Below are 16,690 nucleotides of genomic sequence, written 5' to 3'. Positions count from 1 at the left end.
AAGCTTTCAGGGGTTAAGTTAACTGCATTCCGTAAGAAGCTATCGTCGATTTGAGTCATTTTGTATCGCATTCCATCCCTCTCTGGTTACTCTTGCTGCTGGCAGGCGGTCCCGCCAGTGCGCAATCCTCCTTTATGCAACAGGCCGAAAATCCCTTTGATAATAACCAGGACGGGTTGCCCGATCTGGGCATGGCCCTCGAATCGCATGAGGGCGAAAAACATTTCGCTGAGATGGTGAAAGCCTTTGGCGAGGCGAGCATGATCGACAACGGTCTGGACACCGGCGAGCAGGCAAAGCAGTTTGCCTTTGGTCAGGTGCGCGACGCGGTGAGTGAGCAGGTGAATCAACAACTGGAATCCTGGCTGTCGCCGTGGGGGAAGGCCAGCGTCAACGTGCAGGTCGATAACGAAGGCAATTTCAACGGGAGTCGCGGAAGCTGGTTTGTCCCCTGGCAGGATAACTCGCGCTACCTCACCTGGAGTCAACTGGGACTCACCCGGCAGGATGACGGGCTGGTGAGTAATGTGGGTATCGGCCAGCGCTGGGCACGCGATGGCTGGCTGCTCGGCTATAACACTTTCTACGATAATCTGCTCGATGAAAACCTCCAGCGTGGTGGACTGGGTGCTGAAGCGTGGGGGGAATACCTGCGGCTGTCGGCTAATTATTACCAGCCGTTTGCCTCATGGCGCGCCCATACGCCGACGCTGGAGCAACGAATGGCGCGCGGTTACGACGTCACGGCTGAAATGCGTATGCCGTTTTATGAATATCTCAATACCAGCGTCAGCGTGGAGCAATACTTTGGCGACAGCGTCGATCTGTTCGATTCCGGAACGGGCTATCACAATCCGGTGGCGGTGAAGCTGGGGCTGAACTATACCCCGGTCCCGCTGGTCACGGTCACCGCTCAGCACAAGCAGGGGGAGAGCGGTCTCAGCCAGAACAACCTCGGGCTGAACCTGAACTACCGCTTCGGCGTACCGCTGAAAAAACAACTGGCTGCCAGCGAAGTGGCGGAAAGTCAGTCGCTGCGCGGAAGCCGTTATGATCACCCGCAGCGCAACAACCTGCCGACGATGGAGTATCGTCAACGCAAAACCCTGAGCGTATTTCTGGCAACCCCACCGTGGGATCTGCATCCGGGCGAAACGGTGCCGCTAAAATTACAGGTGCGTAGTCTGCATGGCGTTCGTCATGTCACCTGGCAGGGGGACATGCAGGCGCTGAGCCTGACGGCGGGGGAAAATGCAGAAAGCGTTGAGGGCTGGACGGTCATCATGCCGGCCTGGGACAGCCGTGAAGGCGCGAGTAATCGCTGGCGATTGTCGGTGGTGGTGGAAGATGAGAAGGGGCAGCGTGTCTCTTCCAATGAGATCACGCTCACGCTGACGGAGCCCTTTATGGCAATGCCTGAGGACGATCCGCGCTGGAGGTTGCTCCCGGAGGAGTAATCAGAAGATACGTTCCTGATGCACCCACACTGCCGCTTCAACACGTGATTTAAGCTTCATCTTCTTCAGCATATGCTTCACGTGGACTTTCACCGTGCTCTCGGTGATATCCAGGCGGCGGGCAATCATTTTGTTCGGCAGGCCCTGGGCGATAAGCTTGAGAATGTCACGTTCACGCGGAGTCAATTGGCTGACATCGCGATCGGAGGTGGCGCGGTTGGCGCGCAGGCTGGCAGCCAGCACCGGCGTTAACGCTTCGCTTAAGACCATCTCTCCGGCGGCAGCCTGCTGTAACGACTTAAGCAGATCTTCCGGTTCCATATCCTTCAGCAGATAGCCATCAGCCCCGCGCTTGAGCGCCGTCACGACATCTTCCTCATGATTCGACACGCTGAAGACGACGATCCGTCCGGACAGCGCTTTCTCGCGTAATTTGTCGAGGGTTTCCAGCCCGTTCATTCCCGGCATGTTCAGGTCGAGCAGGATCAGATCCGGGTCAAGCGATTCGGCCAGTTCGATACCCTGTTCGCCGTTGCTGGCTTCACCGACCACGGTGATATCGGGCGCCATGCTGACAAGCTGTTTGACGCCGGTCCGCAACATCGGATGATCGTCGATGAGCAGGATAGTTGCCGGTTCCTGATTATTCATGGGTATCTCCTTGAACTTCTGTGAAGTATTTTTCGGGAATAAAAGTGACAGCGACTTCAGTGCCTCCCGTCTCGCGACGGCGTACCTGACAATCTCCGCGCAGGCTCTGTGCCCGGTCGCGCATAATGATCATGCCATAGTGGTTACTGCGTTCGGCGTTCTCAGGAACGCCGCAGCCGTTGTCCTGTACAGTCAATTTTACCTGCTTGCCTTTCAGCGCCACGGTGACCACCACGTCATCAGCGTGAGAGTGCTTAAGCGCATTGCTTAAGGCTTCGCGGGCAATTTGCAGCAGGTGAATCGCCTGATGCGAAGGCACCAGACGCGGGGGTAACTGGTAATCCAGTTTCACCGTAAAACCAAAACGGGCGCTGTATTCCTGACAGCTGGCTTCCAGCGCGGGGCGCAGACCGGGTTCGGTCAGCCGTAAGCGGAACGTCGTCAACAGTTCGCGCAACTGCGCCCATGACGCATTCAGTTCGTTGCGGATCTGGCTCAGCAGGTCGCGGCTGCTGTCCGGCAACGTCTCTCCCTGCATTTGCAGGCAACTGACCTGCATCTTCATACAGGACAGCGATTGTGCAATAGAATCATGCAGTTCGCGCGCAATGGTTGCACGCTCTTCCATGACAATCAACTGCTGCTGACGTTCCTGATTGCGATCCAGCGCCAGCGTGGCGGTGAGCTGTTCCACGACGGTATCCACCAGTTGCTGCTGATCGTGACTCAGGTGACGCCCCTGCGGCAGGGTCGCCAGCAAAATGCCGTACTGGGTATGGGTGTCCGTTAAGCGCCATTTCAGCGTCATTCCCCCTTCACTCGGGGGCAGCGACTCGCGTGGGCAGAGATGACACCCTTTATCATCACAGCTGATATCGGACTGGCAGGTAAATTCCTGATGGTTCTCTTCATCTTCCTGGTCATAAACCCGCAGTTCGATGTCATGCATTTGGGTCAGGTTTTGCAAACCGTTCAGCACCGGGGAGAGACGTTCGCAAAGCGGCACTGGCGAATGCAGACGGCGGTTGGCCTGCCAGAGAAAAGAGAGGATCTGGTTTTTCTGCTCCAGCCCGGCCGTTTTTTCTCTGACGCGTTGTTCGAGCACCGAATAGCTTTCCGCCAGTTCGTCGGACATGTTATTAAGCGCGTCGCCGAGCATCGCCATCTCATTGCGCCCGCCGATCTGTGCGCGCTGAGTAAAATCGCGCTGGCTGACCGCGCGGGCCATCGACAGCAGTTGTTTCCACGGCTGGAGCAGACGTGCCCGCAGCCAGATAATGGTAAAGACCAGCAGCAGTGCCATGAAAATCGCCATCACCCGGTGCACCATCACCACGCGTTCGATGCGCATTTCGGTGGTGTGGTCAAACGCGGAGACGAGCCGATCAAGGCCAGCGACAAACTGGTTAACGTCGGCGGCGACGGCGTCTCTGCTGCGGGCCTGCTGCAGGCCGGGGGAGAGTTCGCGATGCCAGTAATCCTGGAGTGCGCGCAGTTGCTCCTGCTGGCCGTCGCGTTCTGCCGCGCGGGTCAGTTCAGGACTAAACGCGGTCTGTTCCATCTCATCAACCCATTTCTGGTCGTCAGCGCGCAGTGGTACCGCGGCGAGCAGGCGATAGCTTTGCATCCGCAGCGATCCGGCTTTATTAATGGCGTGCGCGCTACCCTGGACGCCCTGAACCAGCCAGCCAGAGACCGCCATACCCGCTACGCCGATAGCGGTAGAGAGCATCACAATGAGCGCCACCTGGTTAACCAGCGTGAGCGGAGAGAGACAACGTTTTAGCATAAAACCTTCTTCCTTCAGGTCTCCGGACAGCGAATGGGGAAACCTCAATGAATGACGAGACTGCCGGGCAGAATCGGCAGTGGCGTTATTCTCGACCATCCCCTGGAGTATACCCATACCTAAAGCGAGTTACCTCTTAATTGCCGTGTTCGGAGGGGATTTGAGGAAGGGGGTAGCAGCGACAGGCAGCACTGTGAAAAACCACGTATTTTTTGGCGGATTATCCTACTCACTTAGGGTGATCATGATTTTTTCGTTGTGATATCGACAACTTTTCCTTTGATTTATATCAACTTACCTCGCGCTGTAAACCCTAATGTTGCAGGCATCGAATCGAGTATCAGAGGTGTCTATGAGTCACTCATCCGCCCCGGAAAGGGCATCTGGAGCTGTAATCACAGAATGGCGGCCGGAAGATCCGGCATTCTGGGCACAGCGGGGTCATCGTATCGCCAGTCGCAACCTGTGGATTTCCGTCCCCTGTCTGCTGCTGGCGTTTTGCGTCTGGATGTTGTTCAGTGCTGTTGCGGTGAATCTGCCGAAAGTCGGTTTCAACTTTACCACTGAACAGTTGTTTATGCTGACGGCGTTACCGTCGGTCTCCGGCGCGTTATTACGTGTGCCTTACTCCTTTATGGTACCGGTCTTCGGCGGTCGTCGCTGGACCGCGTTCAGTACCGGGATCCTGATTATTCCGTGCGTCTGGTTAGGGTTTGCTGTGCAGGATACGTCCACACCGTTCAGTACCTTTATCCTGATCTCCCTGCTTTGCGGTTTTGCCGGCGCAAACTTTGCCTCCAGTATGGCGAACATCAGCTTCTTCTTTCCAAAGCAGAAGCAGGGCGGTGCGCTGGGGCTGAACGGCGGTTTGGGAAATATGGGCGTCAGCGTGATGCAACTGGTTGCGCCGCTGGTGGTCTCGCTGTCAATCTTCGCTGTCTTTGGCAGTCACGGCGTTGAGCAGCCGGATGGTTCGCAACTGTATCTGGCGAATGCCGCATGGATCTGGGTACCGTTCCTCGCCTTCTTCACGCTGGCGGCCTGGTTTGGTATGAACGAACTGGCGACCTCAAAAGCATCACTAAAAGAGCAATTGCCGGTTCTCAAGCGCGGTCACCTGTGGATCATGAGCCTGCTCTATCTGGCGACATTCGGCTCGTTCATTGGGTTTTCCGCAGGTTTTGCGATGCTGTCAAAGACCCAGTTCCCGGAGATTCAGATCCTGCATTATGCATTTTTTGGTCCTCTGGTCGGCGCGCTGGCGCGCTCTGCGGGCGGGGCGATCTCTGACCGCTTAGGCGGGACCCGTGTCACGCTGGTGAACTTCGTGCTGATGGCAATTTTCAGCGGCCTGCTTTTCCTGACCTTACCGACCAACGGCACGGGCGGCAATTTCATTGCCTTCTTCGCGGTCTTCCTTGCCTTGTTCATGACGGCCGGACTGGGCAGCGGTTCCACCTTCCAGATGATCTCCGTTATCTTCCGTAAGCTGACGATGGATCGCGTGAAGGCTGAAGGCGGCTCTGAAGAGAAAGCGATGCGCGAAGCGGCGACCGATACGGCGGCAGCGTTAGGCTTTATCTCTGCGATTGGGGCGATTGGCGGCTTCTTTATCCCGAAAGCGTTTGGTACCTCGCTGGCCTTAACCGGCTCACCGGTTGACGCGATGAAAGTCTTCCTGATCTTCTATATTGCCTGTGTGGTTATCACCTGGTTGGTATACGGACGACATTCGAAAAAATAAAAACAGCAGTCATGTATTCCCCATTGCGCGGCGTTAGACCGCGCTTTTTTTTTACCCGCGCTTCAGAGCAACATCTCCCGGTTAATGGCGCTGCCAGCCTGAAACCCCAACTGGTGATACGCTTCCCACTGTGCTTCATCGAAGAACTGATCGCCGGTCGTTTGCTGCGGAAAATCGCTGTGCCGCCCGGCGTAGCTGAGCGTATCGAGCCCCATTCCTTTCAGCGAGTGTGGCTTCACGATGATGAGCGTGCCCGGCAACACCGGCTGCCCATTGCAATGGGGATAGATAATCTTCGCCCTGAGCAATGGGGGCAGTTCACCGCCTTTCTGCAACTGAGCTAATGAGGTGAAGTGTGGTGAGTGGGCGGCATGAAATACGATGTCGATGCCGTAATCAATACGCGCTTTGCGTACCAGATTTTCCAGATCGTCGAACTGACGTTTGGGGTCGGCGCCGCAGTCTGCCACGACAATGGTCTTCAAATTCCTTTTCAGCAGCGGATAGACCCCCGTATTTTCAAAATGTCCGCCATCTGACAAAAACCAGTATTTGCTGTTGCGGCCAGGAAAACGGGCAAACATTTCGGCAAATAACGCCGGAACGGCAAAGGGGGGCGGTTTCTTCGTCGTCGCCGTTTCCTTTACCGGGCATAAATTTTTCGACCAGTAGCCCAGTCGACCACCTATCACGAAAAGCAGAAATGCCAGACCTGGCGCGGTGCGGGAGCCCATCCCCGTCGCGGCGGCGGCGCCTGAAATCGCAATCCAGTGCGACAGGGTCGCGTCCTTCATGTTGACGACAGGTCCAGGCAGGCGGGTGCCAGTTTCTACACCTAACGCACTGAGCGTTAAGGCAATTCCTTTACGATCGGCGTTGTAATTCCCCGTACGATCGTCAACGGTCTGGTTAATACAGCAGGTGATGAGGTGAATTGGGCCGCCTTGCCTGTGCGGGGCGTATTTATTGAAATTAATATCGTCGCCGGGCAGGTGATCGGTGACACGATGGATATCATTCAGTTTTCCGGACGGTTTGCTGTCGAGGGGATTGTCTGCGAAGCGTTTATTTTTTCCGCCGCCGTAGTTGGCCACCGACAACCAGGCGCGCTCGAGTCGCGAACGATATAAGTTATGCAGCGAACTGAGATTCAGAAATGGGATCAGGATCTTCCCATAGCAAAAGAGGGCGAATATCCCCGCAATCCCCAGCGTCAGCATTGCAGGCAGCCAGGCCAGCATGGTTTGACTGATATTCAGTGTATGGGCTTTACACAGTAAAAAATCAATTTCCGCCGCGCACACGGTCAACAGGGAGAAAATCATAATGACGAAGCCTAAAATATTCGCCAGTTGCAACAGGCTGACGGATACCACCGGGCTTTTATTGGCTAACGAGGTCGCCAGTAATTTGAGGGGGCGCAATTCCCAGATGATTTTTACCCCGGCAACCACGGTAGGCGGGACGATAAGCAGGGAACTGTGAAAGCGCAGGTATAACGCCCATCCACCGCAGTAAATCAACCACAAAAGTAAAACGGCCAGTGCCAGGGTCAGACTGCGGGTTAATGCCAGCGTAAGTCGTTGCCTGAATTGCGCGACATTTTTCCCGGGACAACCGATCGCCAGCGCGATGGCGATAATATTAATCAATCCCAGAGTTCCCGTGACGAACAGGGAATCATTGAAATCGGTCTGCTCCGCGTACTGGCACATCATAAAATAGATACTGGCTGCGGCGGCAACGGTCAGGATAAACCCGACCGTCAGGTCAAGGAGAAAGGGCCATTTTGACAGCGTTAACCAGTAGGTGATCGCCATCCAGGCACTGAACGCGAGGGGCACGGCCAGCGTCATAAGCCATTGCTGTTTTGCGGCAGGAAGCAGTGCCAGACGAAGATCCAACGGGCTCTGCAACGCTAAATTCACGGAAATCGCAATGCCCGCGATCGCGACACATAACAGCGTGACCAGAAATAACGCCGCCACGAATGAACGAAGTATTTGTGCGATACCCAACGAGGTATCCCGCATGCCAGCCGGGATCAGATAGCGACCATTATTGCGCAGCCACGCCAGTAAAATGGTGTCATCCCGGGCAAGCGCGTCCTGTACGGCGACGGGGTCTTTATTTTTCTGATAGAGTCGACCCAGCATACCGCCTAAATATCCGCCGCCGGAAACGGTAGAAAGATAGTCAAAGTGAATGAGCAATTTATTTTTCGCCAGCGCACGCACCACCCCCAGACAAAACGTCGCGCTGCGGATCCCGCCACCCGAAAGCGCCAGTCCAATTGTCGCTGACTGCGCCTGATATTCTTCAGGAAGTTGAGCCCGGCGCGTATTTACGGCATCACGTTCCTTATTTAATTCATCCAATAAACTCGCTGTCTTATCGCTCATTTTTTCACCTGCATCTGAAGTGCGTGAAGAGATAATGTGAATGTAGGTGAAGAAATAAATAATGAGGCTCATACGCAATTCTGAATGACAGCGGAATATGTACCACTTAATAACTATTTGCCGCAGCGTAAATCAGGGGCATTAAACGAAACGATTAAAATGCCTTTAAAAACATATAGTTAAAAAATAGAAAACCGTACCACTTTGGTGGCATCCTCCTGATGGCCTGCCTGAAACAACCTTGCCGCTCTTGATCGTTATCAATTCTCACGACCTTTCAGAGCGTTACCTTCGCTCTCAATCAAGCAATGTCGATTTATCAGAGAGCCGTCAGGCTCCACAGGAGAGAACCGATGAGTAAATTCCTGGACCGGTTTCGCTACTTCAAGCAGAAGGGTGAAACCTTTGCCGATGGGCACGGCCAGCTTCTCGAAACCAACCGGGACTGGGAGGATGGATATCGCCAGCGTTGGCAGCACGATAAAGTTGTGCGCTCAACCCACGGGGTTAACTGCACCGGCTCATGTAGCTGGAAAATCTACGTTAAAAACGGTCTGGTAACCTGGGAAACCCAGCAAACCGACTACCCACGTACCCGTCCGGACATGCCAAACCACGAGCCTCGTGGCTGCCCGCGTGGTGCCAGCTACTCCTGGTATCTCTACAGTGCTAACCGACTGAAATACCCGCTGATGCGCAAACGTCTGATGAAGATGTGGCGTGAGGCGAAGAAACTGCACAGCGATCCGGTTGACGCCTGGGCTTCCATCATCGAAGACGCCGATAAAGCCAAAAGCTTCAAACAAGCGCGTGGCCGGGGTGGTTTTGTCCGTTCTTCCTGGCAGGAAGTGAATGAGCTGATTGCCGCTTCTAACGTCTATACCGTGAAAACGTACGGCCCGGACCGCGTGGCGGGTTTCTCACCGATCCCGGCGATGTCGATGGTCTCCTATGCGTCCGGCGCGCGTTATCTCTCCCTGATTGGCGGCACTTGCCTGAGCTTCTACGACTGGTACTGCGACCTGCCACCAGCATCTCCGCAGACCTGGGGTGAGCAGACCGACGTGCCGGAATCCGCTGACTGGTACAACTCCAGCTACATCATCGCCTGGGGATCTAACGTTCCGCAGACCCGTACGCCGGATGCTCACTTCTTTACTGAAGTCCGCTATAAAGGCACCAAAACCGTTGCGGTAACGCCGGACTACGCTGAAATCGCCAAGCTGTGCGACCTCTGGCTGGCGCCGAAGCAGGGCACCGATGCGGCGATGGCGCTGGCAATGGGTCACGTCATGCTGCGTGAATTCCATCTCGACAATCCGAGCCAGTACTTTACCGACTACGTGCGTCGCTACACCGACATGCCGATGCTGGTCATGCTGGAAGCGCGCGACGGTTACTATGCCGCGGGTCGCATGCTGCGCGCGGCTGACCTTGTGGATTCACTGGGTCAGGAAAATAACCCGGAATGGAAAACCGTTGCCATTAACAGCAATGGCGACATGGTTGCGCCGAACGGCTCGATTGGTTTCCGCTGGGGTGAGAAAGGCAAATGGAACCTCGAGCAGCGCGACGGTACAACCGGTGCCGAGACAGAGCTGCAACTGAGTCTGCTGGGTAGCCAGGACGAGATCGCTGAGGTGGGCTTCCCGTACTTCGGCGGTGAAGGCACCGAGCACTTCAATAAAGTAGAACTGGAAAACGTGCTGCTGCACAAACTGCCGGCTAAACGCCTGCAACTGGCAGACGGTACGACGGCGCTGGTTACCACCGTGTATGACCTGACAATGGCTAACTACGGTCTGGAACGCGGTCTGAACGATGCCAACTGCGCCACCAGTTATGACGACATCAAAGCGTATACCCCGGCGTGGGCAGAGCAAATTACCGGCGTGCCGCGTGCGCAGATCACCCGCATCGCGCGGGAATTTGCCGACAACGCGGATAAGACGCACGGTCGTTCGATGATCATCGTCGGTGCCGGTCTGAACCACTGGTATCACCTCGACATGAACTATCGTGGCCTGATCAACATGCTGGTGTTCTGTGGCTGTATCGGCCAGAGCGGCGGTGGCTGGGCGCACTATGTCGGCCAGGAAAAACTGCGTCCGCAGACCGGCTGGCAGCCACTGGCGTTTGCCCTTGACTGGCAGCGTCCGGCACGTCACATGAACAGTACGTCGTACTTCTACAACCACTCCAGCCAGTGGCGCTATGAGACGGTTACCGCGCAGGAACTGCTGTCACCGCTGGCGGACAAATCGCGTTACAGCGGTCACCTGATTGATTTCAACGTGCGTGCTGAGCGCATGGGCTGGCTGCCGTCCGCACCGCAGCTTGGCACCAACCCGTTGACTATCGCCGAAGCAGCGAAGAAAGCCGGGATGACGCCGGTGGATTACACCGTTAAGTCACTGAAAGAAGGTTCGATTCGTTTCGCCGCCGAACAGCCGGAAAACGGCAAAAACCATCCGCGCAACCTGTTCATCTGGCGCTCCAACCTGCTGGGCTCATCCGGTAAGGGGCATGAATACATGCTGAAATACCTGCTGGGGACCGAAAACGGGATCCAGGGGAAAGATCTGGGTCAGCAGGGCGGCGTGAAGCCGGAAGAAGTGGAATGGCAGGACAACGGTCTCGACGGCAAGCTGGACCTGGTGGTGACGCTGGACTTCCGTCTGTCGAGCACCTGTCTGTACTCCGATATCGTGCTGCCAACGGCGACCTGGTATGAAAAAGACGACATGAATACCTCGGATATGCATCCGTTTATTCATCCGCTGTCCGCCGCCGTTGACCCGGCCTGGGAATCGAAAAGCGACTGGGAAATCTACAAAGCTATCGCGAAGAAATTCTCAGAAGTCTGCGTGGGGCACCTCGGGAAAGAGACGGACGTGGTCACGCTGCCGATTCAGCACGACTCCGCCGCCGAACTGGCGCAGCCGCTGGACGTGAAGGACTGGAAAAAAGGCGAATGCGACCTGATTCCGGGCGTCACCGCGCCACACATTATGACCGTTGAACGCGATTATCCTGCGACGTATGAACGCTTCACCTCTATCGGCCCGCTGATGGAGAAAATCGGTAACGGCGGTAAAGGGATCGCCTGGAATACCCAGAGCGAAATGGACCTGCTGCGTAAGCTTAACTACACCAAGGCGGACGGCCCGGCGAAAGGTCAGCCGATGCTCAACACCGCCATTGATGCGGCAGAGATGATCCTGACCCTGGCGCCGGAAACCAACGGCCACGTGGCGGTGAAAGCCTGGGCGGCGCTCAGCGAGTTTACCGGGCGCGACCATACGCATCTGGCGACGAACAAAGAAGAGGAAAAAATCCGCTTCCGCGATATCCAGGCGCAGCCGCGTAAGATCATCTCCAGCCCAACCTGGTCCGGTCTGGAAGACGAACACGTCTCGTATAATGCGGGCTATACCAACGTACACGAGCTGATCCCGTGGCGCACGCTGACCGGTCGTCAGTCGCTGTATCAGGATCACCAGTGGATGCGTGATTTCGGCGAAAGCCTGCTGGTTTACCGTCCGCCTATCGATACCCGTTCGGTGAAATCGGTGATGGGCGAGAAGTCCAACGGTAACCCGGAAAAAGCGCTCAACTTCCTGACGCCGCACCAGAAGTGGGGGATCCACTCCACCTACAGCGACAACCTGCTGATGCTGACCCTGTCACGCGGCGGTCCGATTGTGTGGATGAGTGAAACCGACGCCAAAGAGTTGGGCATTGAAGATAACGACTGGATCGAAGTGTTCAACAGCAACGGTGCCTTAACGGCGCGTGCGGTGGTAAGTCAGCGTGTTCCGGCCGGGATGACCATGATGTATCACGCGCAGGAACGTATCGTGAACCTGCCAGGGTCTGAAATTACCCAGCAGCGTGGCGGGATCCATAACTCAGTGACCCGTATTACGCCGAAACCGACCCACATGATCGGCGGCTATGCGCAACTGGCCTACGGCTTTAACTACTACGGCACCGTCGGTTCAAACCGTGATGAATTTGTTGTGGTACGTAAGATGAAGAACATTAACTGGTTGGATGGCGAAGGCAATGACCAGGTACAGGAGAGCGTAAAATGAAAATTCGTTCACAAGTCGGCATGGTGCTGAATCTCGATAAGTGCATCGGCTGCCACACCTGTTCTGTGACCTGTAAAAATGTCTGGACCAGCCGCGAAGGGATGGAATACGCCTGGTTCAACAACGTTGAAAGCAAGCCTGGCGTTGGTTTCCCGAATGACTGGGAAAACCAGGAGAAATGGAAGGGCGGCTGGATCCGTAAAATCAACGGCAAACTGCAGCCGCGTATGGGGAACCGTGCGATGCTGCTCGGTAAAATCTTCGCCAACCCGCATCTGCCGGGGATTGACGACTATTACGAGCCGTTTGACTACGATTACCAGAACCTGCACAACGCGCCGGAAAGTAAGCACCAGCCGATCGCCCGTCCACGCTCGCTGATTACCGGCAAGCGGATGGACAAAATCACCAGCGGTCCGAACTGGGAAGAAATTCTGGGTGGCGAATTTGAAAAACGCGCCAAAGACCAGAACTTCGAAAACATGCAGAAGGCGATGTACGGCCAGTTTGAAAACACCTTCATGATGTATCTGCCGCGCCTGTGCGAGCATTGCCTCAACCCGGCGTGCGTGGCGACCTGCCCGAGCGGCGCCATCTACAAGCGTGAAGAAGACGGCATCGTGCTGATCGACCAGGATAAGTGCCGCGGCTGGCGGATGTGTATCACCGGCTGTCCGTACAAAAAGATCTACTTCAACTGGAAGAGCGGGAAGTCCGAGAAGTGCATCTTCTGCTACCCGCGCATCGAAGCCGGTCAGCCGACCGTCTGTTCCGAGACCTGCGTAGGCCGTATTCGTTACCTTGGCGTACTGCTGTATGACGCAGACGCGATTGAGAGTGCGGCGAGCACCGAGCACGAAAAAGATCTGTATCAACGCCAACTGGATGTGTTCCTCGATCCGAACGACCCGGCGGTCATCGAACAGGCGCTGAAAGACGGCATTCCGCTGAGCGTGATTGATGCCGCACAGCAGTCGCCGGTTTATAAAATGGCGATGGACTGGAAGCTGGCGCTGCCGCTGCATCCGGAATATCGCACGCTGCCGATGGTGTGGTATGTGCCGCCTCTGTCCCCGATTCAGTCGGCGGCGGATGCGGGCGAACTGGGTAGCAACGGCATTCTGCCGGACGTCGACAGCCTGCGTATTCCGGTTCAGTACCTTGCTAACCTGCTCACCGCAGGCGATACCCAGCCGGTACTGCTGGCGCTAAAACGTATGCTGGCGATGCGTCACTACAAACGTGCGGAAACCGTTGACGGTAAAGTGGATACCCGCGCGCTGGAAGAGGTGGGTTTAAGCGAAGCGCAGGCGCAGGAAATGTACCGCTACCTGGCGATTGCCAACTACGAAGATCGCTTTGTGGTGCCGAGCAGCCATCGTGAACTGGCACGTGATGCGTTCCCGGAGAAAAGTGGTTGTGGCTTTACCTTCGGCGACGGTTGCCACGGTTCTGACACCAAATTCAACCTGTTCAACAGCCGCCGCATTGACGCCATCGATGTGACCAGCAAAACGGAGCCGCACCAATGATTGAACTCGTCATTGTTTCGCGTCTGCTCGAGTACCCGGATGCTGCCCTGTGGCAGCATCAGCAGGAACTGTACGATGCACTCGCGTCATCTGAAAATCTTGATAAAGAGGATGCGCATACGCTCAGCGTTTTCCTGCGTGATTTAACCGCGCAGGAGATGCTGGATGTGCAGGCCAACTACAGCGAACTGTTTGACCGCGGTCGGGCAACCTCGCTGCTGTTGTTCGAACATGTCCACGGTGAGTCCCGCGATCGTGGTCAGGCGATGGTTGACCTGATGGCGCAGTATGAGCAGCACGGTTTACAGCTCGACAGTCGCGAATTGCCAGACCATCTGCCGCTGTACCTGGAATACCTGGCTCAGTTGCCGAAGAGCGAGGCGTTGGGCGGGTTGCAGGATATCGCCCCGATTCTGGCGCTGCTGAGCGCGCGTCTGCAACAGCGTGAAAGCCGCTATGCGGTGCTGTTCGATCTGCTGCTGAAGCTGGCGAATGCGGCGATCGACAGTGACAAAGTCGCCGAAAAAATTGCGGATGAAGTTCGCGACGATACGCCGCAAGCACTTGATGCGGTCTGGGAAGAAGAGCAGGTGAAATTCTTTGCCGATCAGGGCTGCGGCGAGTCTGAAATCTCCGCTCACCAGCGTCGTTTTGCTGGCGCCGTTGCGCCGCAATATCTGAATATCACCACCGGAGGACAGCAATAATGCACTTCCTGAATATGTTCTTCTTTGACATCTATCCATACATCGCCGGGTCCGTATTTCTGATTGGTAGCTGGCTGCGTTATGACTACGGTCAGTACACCTGGCGCGCCGCGTCCAGCCAGATGCTGGATCGCAAGGGGATGAACATGGCATCAAACCTGTTCCACTTCGGGATTCTGGGGATCTTCGCCGGCCACTTCCTCGGCATGCTGACGCCGCACTGGATGTATGAAGCCTGGCTGCCCATTGACGTGAAGCAGAAGATGGCGATGATCGGCGGCGGTGCGGCGGGTCTGATGTGCCTCGTCGGCGGCGTGCTGTTGCTCAAGCGTCGTCTGTTTAGCCCACGCGTGCGGGCGACGACCACCGGCGCCGATATCCTGATCCTTTCGCTGCTGGTGATCCAGTGCGCGCTGGGACTGTCGACCATTCCGTTCTCCGCCCAGCATATGGACGGCAGCGAAATGATGAAACTGGTGGGGTGGGCGCAGTCTGTGGTGACCTTCCACGGTGGCGCATCTGCGCATCTGGAGGGTGTGGCGTTTATCTTCCGTCTGCATCTGGTGCTGGGGATGACGCTGTTCCTGCTGTTCCCGTTCTCCCGCCTGGTACACATCTGGAGCGCGCCGGTCGAGTACCTGACGCGCAAATACCAGATTGTTCGCGCCCGTCACTGATGGGTGGCTTTCCCAGAAACCTCGCATTCGCGGGGTTTTTTTTCGCCCCAGCCGAGGTTATTGCCTGCCGCCGCAAACAGAATTAACGCGCCACCGGCCAGTTGTGTCGCGTTAAGCGAATGACCAAACACCACGTTATCGACGACGATCGCCACCACCGGATAAATAAAGGATAACGAACCGGTAATCGGCGTGAGCAATTTCTGAATGGCGCTGTACAACAACTGGTACATGATGCCGGTGTGAACAATCCCCAGCGTCAGCAAGATACCCCACGGGTATGCGCTGGAAAGCGCCGGGAACTGGGCCAGCGGCAAGAGCATGATCACCCCCGTCAGCACCTGAATAAAGGCAATATGCTGTGGCGCGATGCTTTTTAGTCTGCGGGTAATGATCGCCGTCAGAGCGTAAAAGAAGGCGGCGCCGAGTGCGAGGGCCACGCCGGTTAACCAGGCCGCGGAATGGCCTCCGGTTAGTTCACCCGATAATAAAATGACCACGCCACCAAAGGCGAGGAACAGCCAGCCCCATTTCACCGCACTGACTCGCTCACCCATCAGCATTCCCATCATCACCAGCATAAAAGGCTGGGTGTTATACACTACGGTCGACAGGCCGATCGAGATGCGCGCATAGGCGGCAAACAACAGCAACCAGTTTACGACCAGCGCGATGCCGCCCAGGATTGCCAGCCCCAGCGTGACGTTGGTCAGCGGGCTAAACGGTTGTTTGCTGATACGGATAAAGAGAAACAGCGCGATAGCCCCAATCAGGCAGCGCCAGAAAACCACGTCAGTAACCGGCAGGCCGGAAAGTAACACAAACGCGCCGATTGAACCGGAAATTACCATTGCCAGGCTCATTTGCCAGACGCCTTGCTGAAGTTCACGCATCACACACCTCCTGATTGAAGGCTCTATTTTCGAAAAAGGGTGTTCGCTTTTACAGCGCTGATATAAGGTGAAAATCGTGAATAACTTTTTATTCTTAGGAAAAATCGATGAATGACCTTATTGATGAAATCGACCGACGGATCGTGGCGTGTCTGGTAGAAGATGCGCGGATGTCGTTAAAGGTTCTGAGTGGCAAGGTAGGGTTAACTTCACCGAGCACCGCTGAGCGAGTGAAACGCCTGGAGGAGCGCGGCGTCATTCAGGGGTATGGCGCGCAGGTGAACCTGACGGCGCTGGGGTATACCTTGCAGGCGCTGGTACGGGTTCGACCATTACCGGGGTTGCTTCATAAAGTAGATAAATACATTCAGGCGATGCCCGAATGTATTGAAAGCGACAAAGTGACCGGCGAGGATTGTTTCGTTATCCGGCTGGTGGTGCGCACCATCGAACAACTCGATACGCTGCTTGATGGACTTTCCGAGCATGCGCAGTGTAATACATCGATCGTGAAAAGCTCGCCGGTGAAGCGCAGATTGCCACCGATGTAGCGTTTTGCCGGGGGGCGGCGATGCCTTACCCGGCCTACGATCGCGGGCTGTCTGCATGGCTATTTGTAGGCCCGGCAAGCGGAGCGCCACCGGGCAACAGGCTTACGCTCGAATCGAACCTTAATCGACGCTTCTCATCCTTCCCCACATGGGCAGAATACAGGGCAATATGGATTGATTTGGCTAAGGT

Annotated in this window: 11 protein-coding genes; 7 read left to right on the top strand and 4 right to left on the bottom strand. The window is 55.9% G+C overall.

The window, feature by feature from the left end:
- Positions 1–50: 50 nt before the first annotated feature.
- Positions 51–1,457 (top strand): YchO/YchP family invasin, encoded by a 1,407-nt coding sequence (locus AL479_RS22340; RefSeq protein WP_061077708.1) that lies wholly within the window; start codon positions 51–53, stop codon positions 1,455–1,457.
- Here AL479_RS22340 and narL read toward each other — a convergent pair whose 3' ends face one another.
- Both narL and narX read right to left on the bottom strand, forming a co-directional pair.
- Positions 1,458–2,108, bottom strand: coding sequence for a two-component system response regulator NarL (gene narL / locus AL479_RS22335; RefSeq protein ID WP_061077707.1), 651 nt, complete (start codon positions 2,106–2,108; stop codon positions 1,458–1,460).
- Positions 2,101–3,897, bottom strand: a complete 1,797-nt coding sequence (gene narX / locus AL479_RS22330) for a nitrate/nitrite two-component system sensor histidine kinase NarX (protein ID WP_061077706.1) — start codon at positions 3,895–3,897, stop codon at positions 2,101–2,103. The genes narL and narX overlap by 8 nt, the downstream gene beginning before the upstream one ends.
- Positions 3,898–4,249: 352 nt before the next feature.
- On the opposite strand from narX, the gene AL479_RS22320 reads away from it, so the two are divergent.
- Complete coding sequence (locus AL479_RS22320) at positions 4,250–5,641, top strand: NarK family nitrate/nitrite MFS transporter (RefSeq protein ID WP_061077705.1); 1,392 nt, start codon at positions 4,250–4,252, stop codon at positions 5,639–5,641.
- 62 nt (positions 5,642–5,703) lie between these two features.
- On the opposite strand, the gene AL479_RS22315 is transcribed toward AL479_RS22320, so the two are convergent.
- A complete protein-coding gene (locus AL479_RS22315; protein ID WP_225851858.1) occupies positions 5,704–8,043 on the bottom strand; it encodes a patatin-like phospholipase family protein in 2,340 nt (779 codons plus the stop codon).
- Between the two features lie 353 nt (positions 8,044–8,396).
- Here AL479_RS22315 and AL479_RS22310 point away from each other — a divergent pair, with 353 nt between their 5' ends.
- The 4 genes from AL479_RS22310 to narI are packed head-to-tail and all read left to right on the top strand — an operon-like array spanning position 8,397 to position 15,056.
- Complete coding sequence (locus AL479_RS22310) at positions 8,397–12,140, top strand: nitrate reductase subunit alpha (RefSeq protein ID WP_061077703.1); 3,744 nt, start codon at positions 8,397–8,399, stop codon at positions 12,138–12,140.
- The gene (gene narH / locus AL479_RS22305; RefSeq protein WP_044327858.1) at positions 12,137–13,672 is read left to right on the top strand and encodes a nitrate reductase subunit beta; all 1,536 of its coding nucleotides are present in this window, start codon (positions 12,137–12,139) and stop codon (positions 13,670–13,672) included. The genes AL479_RS22310 and narH overlap by 4 nt, the downstream gene beginning before the upstream one ends.
- A complete protein-coding gene (gene narJ / locus AL479_RS22300; protein WP_061077702.1) occupies positions 13,669–14,379 on the top strand; it encodes a nitrate reductase molybdenum cofactor assembly chaperone in 711 nt (236 codons plus the stop codon). The genes narH and narJ overlap by 4 nt, the downstream gene beginning before the upstream one ends.
- On the top strand, positions 14,379–15,056 hold the full coding sequence (gene narI, locus AL479_RS22295; protein WP_046481052.1) for a respiratory nitrate reductase subunit gamma: 678 nt from the start codon (positions 14,379–14,381) through the stop codon (positions 15,054–15,056). Before narJ ends, narI begins: the two co-directional genes overlap by 1 nt.
- Here narI and AL479_RS22290 read toward each other — a convergent pair.
- A complete protein-coding gene (locus AL479_RS22290; RefSeq protein WP_061077701.1) occupies positions 15,050–15,949 on the bottom strand; it encodes a DMT family transporter in 900 nt (299 codons plus the stop codon). The two genes, narI and AL479_RS22290, sit on opposite strands and share 7 nt — an antisense overlap.
- A 107-nt stretch (positions 15,950–16,056) precedes the next feature.
- Between AL479_RS22290 and AL479_RS22285 the strand changes: the two genes are divergently transcribed.
- The gene (locus AL479_RS22285) at positions 16,057–16,500 is read left to right on the top strand and encodes an Lrp/AsnC family transcriptional regulator (RefSeq protein WP_061077700.1); all 444 of its coding nucleotides are present in this window, start codon (positions 16,057–16,059) and stop codon (positions 16,498–16,500) included.
- Positions 16,501–16,690 lie beyond the last annotated feature (190 nt).

Origin of the sequence: Citrobacter amalonaticus (assembly GCF_001559075.2) — a bacterium.
Lineage (GTDB): Bacteria > Pseudomonadota > Gammaproteobacteria > Enterobacterales > Enterobacteriaceae > Citrobacter_A > Citrobacter_A amalonaticus_F.
This window is presented reverse-complemented; position numbering and strand designations above follow the sequence as displayed.

What these genes read in the sequence shown, in the direction of transcription:
- AL479_RS22315 (WP_225851858.1), bottom strand. Translation starts at nt 8,043, where the DNA reads ATGAGCGATAAGACAGCGAGTTTATTGGATGAATTAAATAAGGAACGT.
- AL479_RS22310 (WP_061077703.1), top strand. Translation starts at nt 8,397, where the DNA reads ATGAGTAAATTCCTGGACCGGTTTCGCTACTTCAAGCAGAAGGGTGAA.
- AL479_RS22320 (WP_061077705.1), top strand. Translation starts at nt 4,250, where the DNA reads ATGAGTCACTCATCCGCCCCGGAAAGGGCATCTGGAGCTGTAATCACA.
- narX (WP_061077706.1), bottom strand. Translation starts at nt 3,897, where the DNA reads ATGCTAAAACGTTGTCTCTCTCCGCTCACGCTGGTTAACCAGGTGGCG.
- AL479_RS22285 (WP_061077700.1), top strand. Translation starts at nt 16,057, where the DNA reads ATGAATGACCTTATTGATGAAATCGACCGACGGATCGTGGCGTGTCTG.
- narL (WP_061077707.1), bottom strand. Translation starts at nt 2,108, where the DNA reads ATGAATAATCAGGAACCGGCAACTATCCTGCTCATCGACGATCATCCG.
- AL479_RS22290 (WP_061077701.1), bottom strand. Translation starts at nt 15,949, where the DNA reads ATGCGTGAACTTCAGCAAGGCGTCTGGCAAATGAGCCTGGCAATGGTA.
- narJ (WP_061077702.1), top strand. Translation starts at nt 13,669, where the DNA reads ATGATTGAACTCGTCATTGTTTCGCGTCTGCTCGAGTACCCGGATGCT.
- narH (WP_044327858.1), top strand. Translation starts at nt 12,137, where the DNA reads ATGAAAATTCGTTCACAAGTCGGCATGGTGCTGAATCTCGATAAGTGC.
- narI (WP_046481052.1), top strand. Translation starts at nt 14,379, where the DNA reads ATGCACTTCCTGAATATGTTCTTCTTTGACATCTATCCATACATCGCC.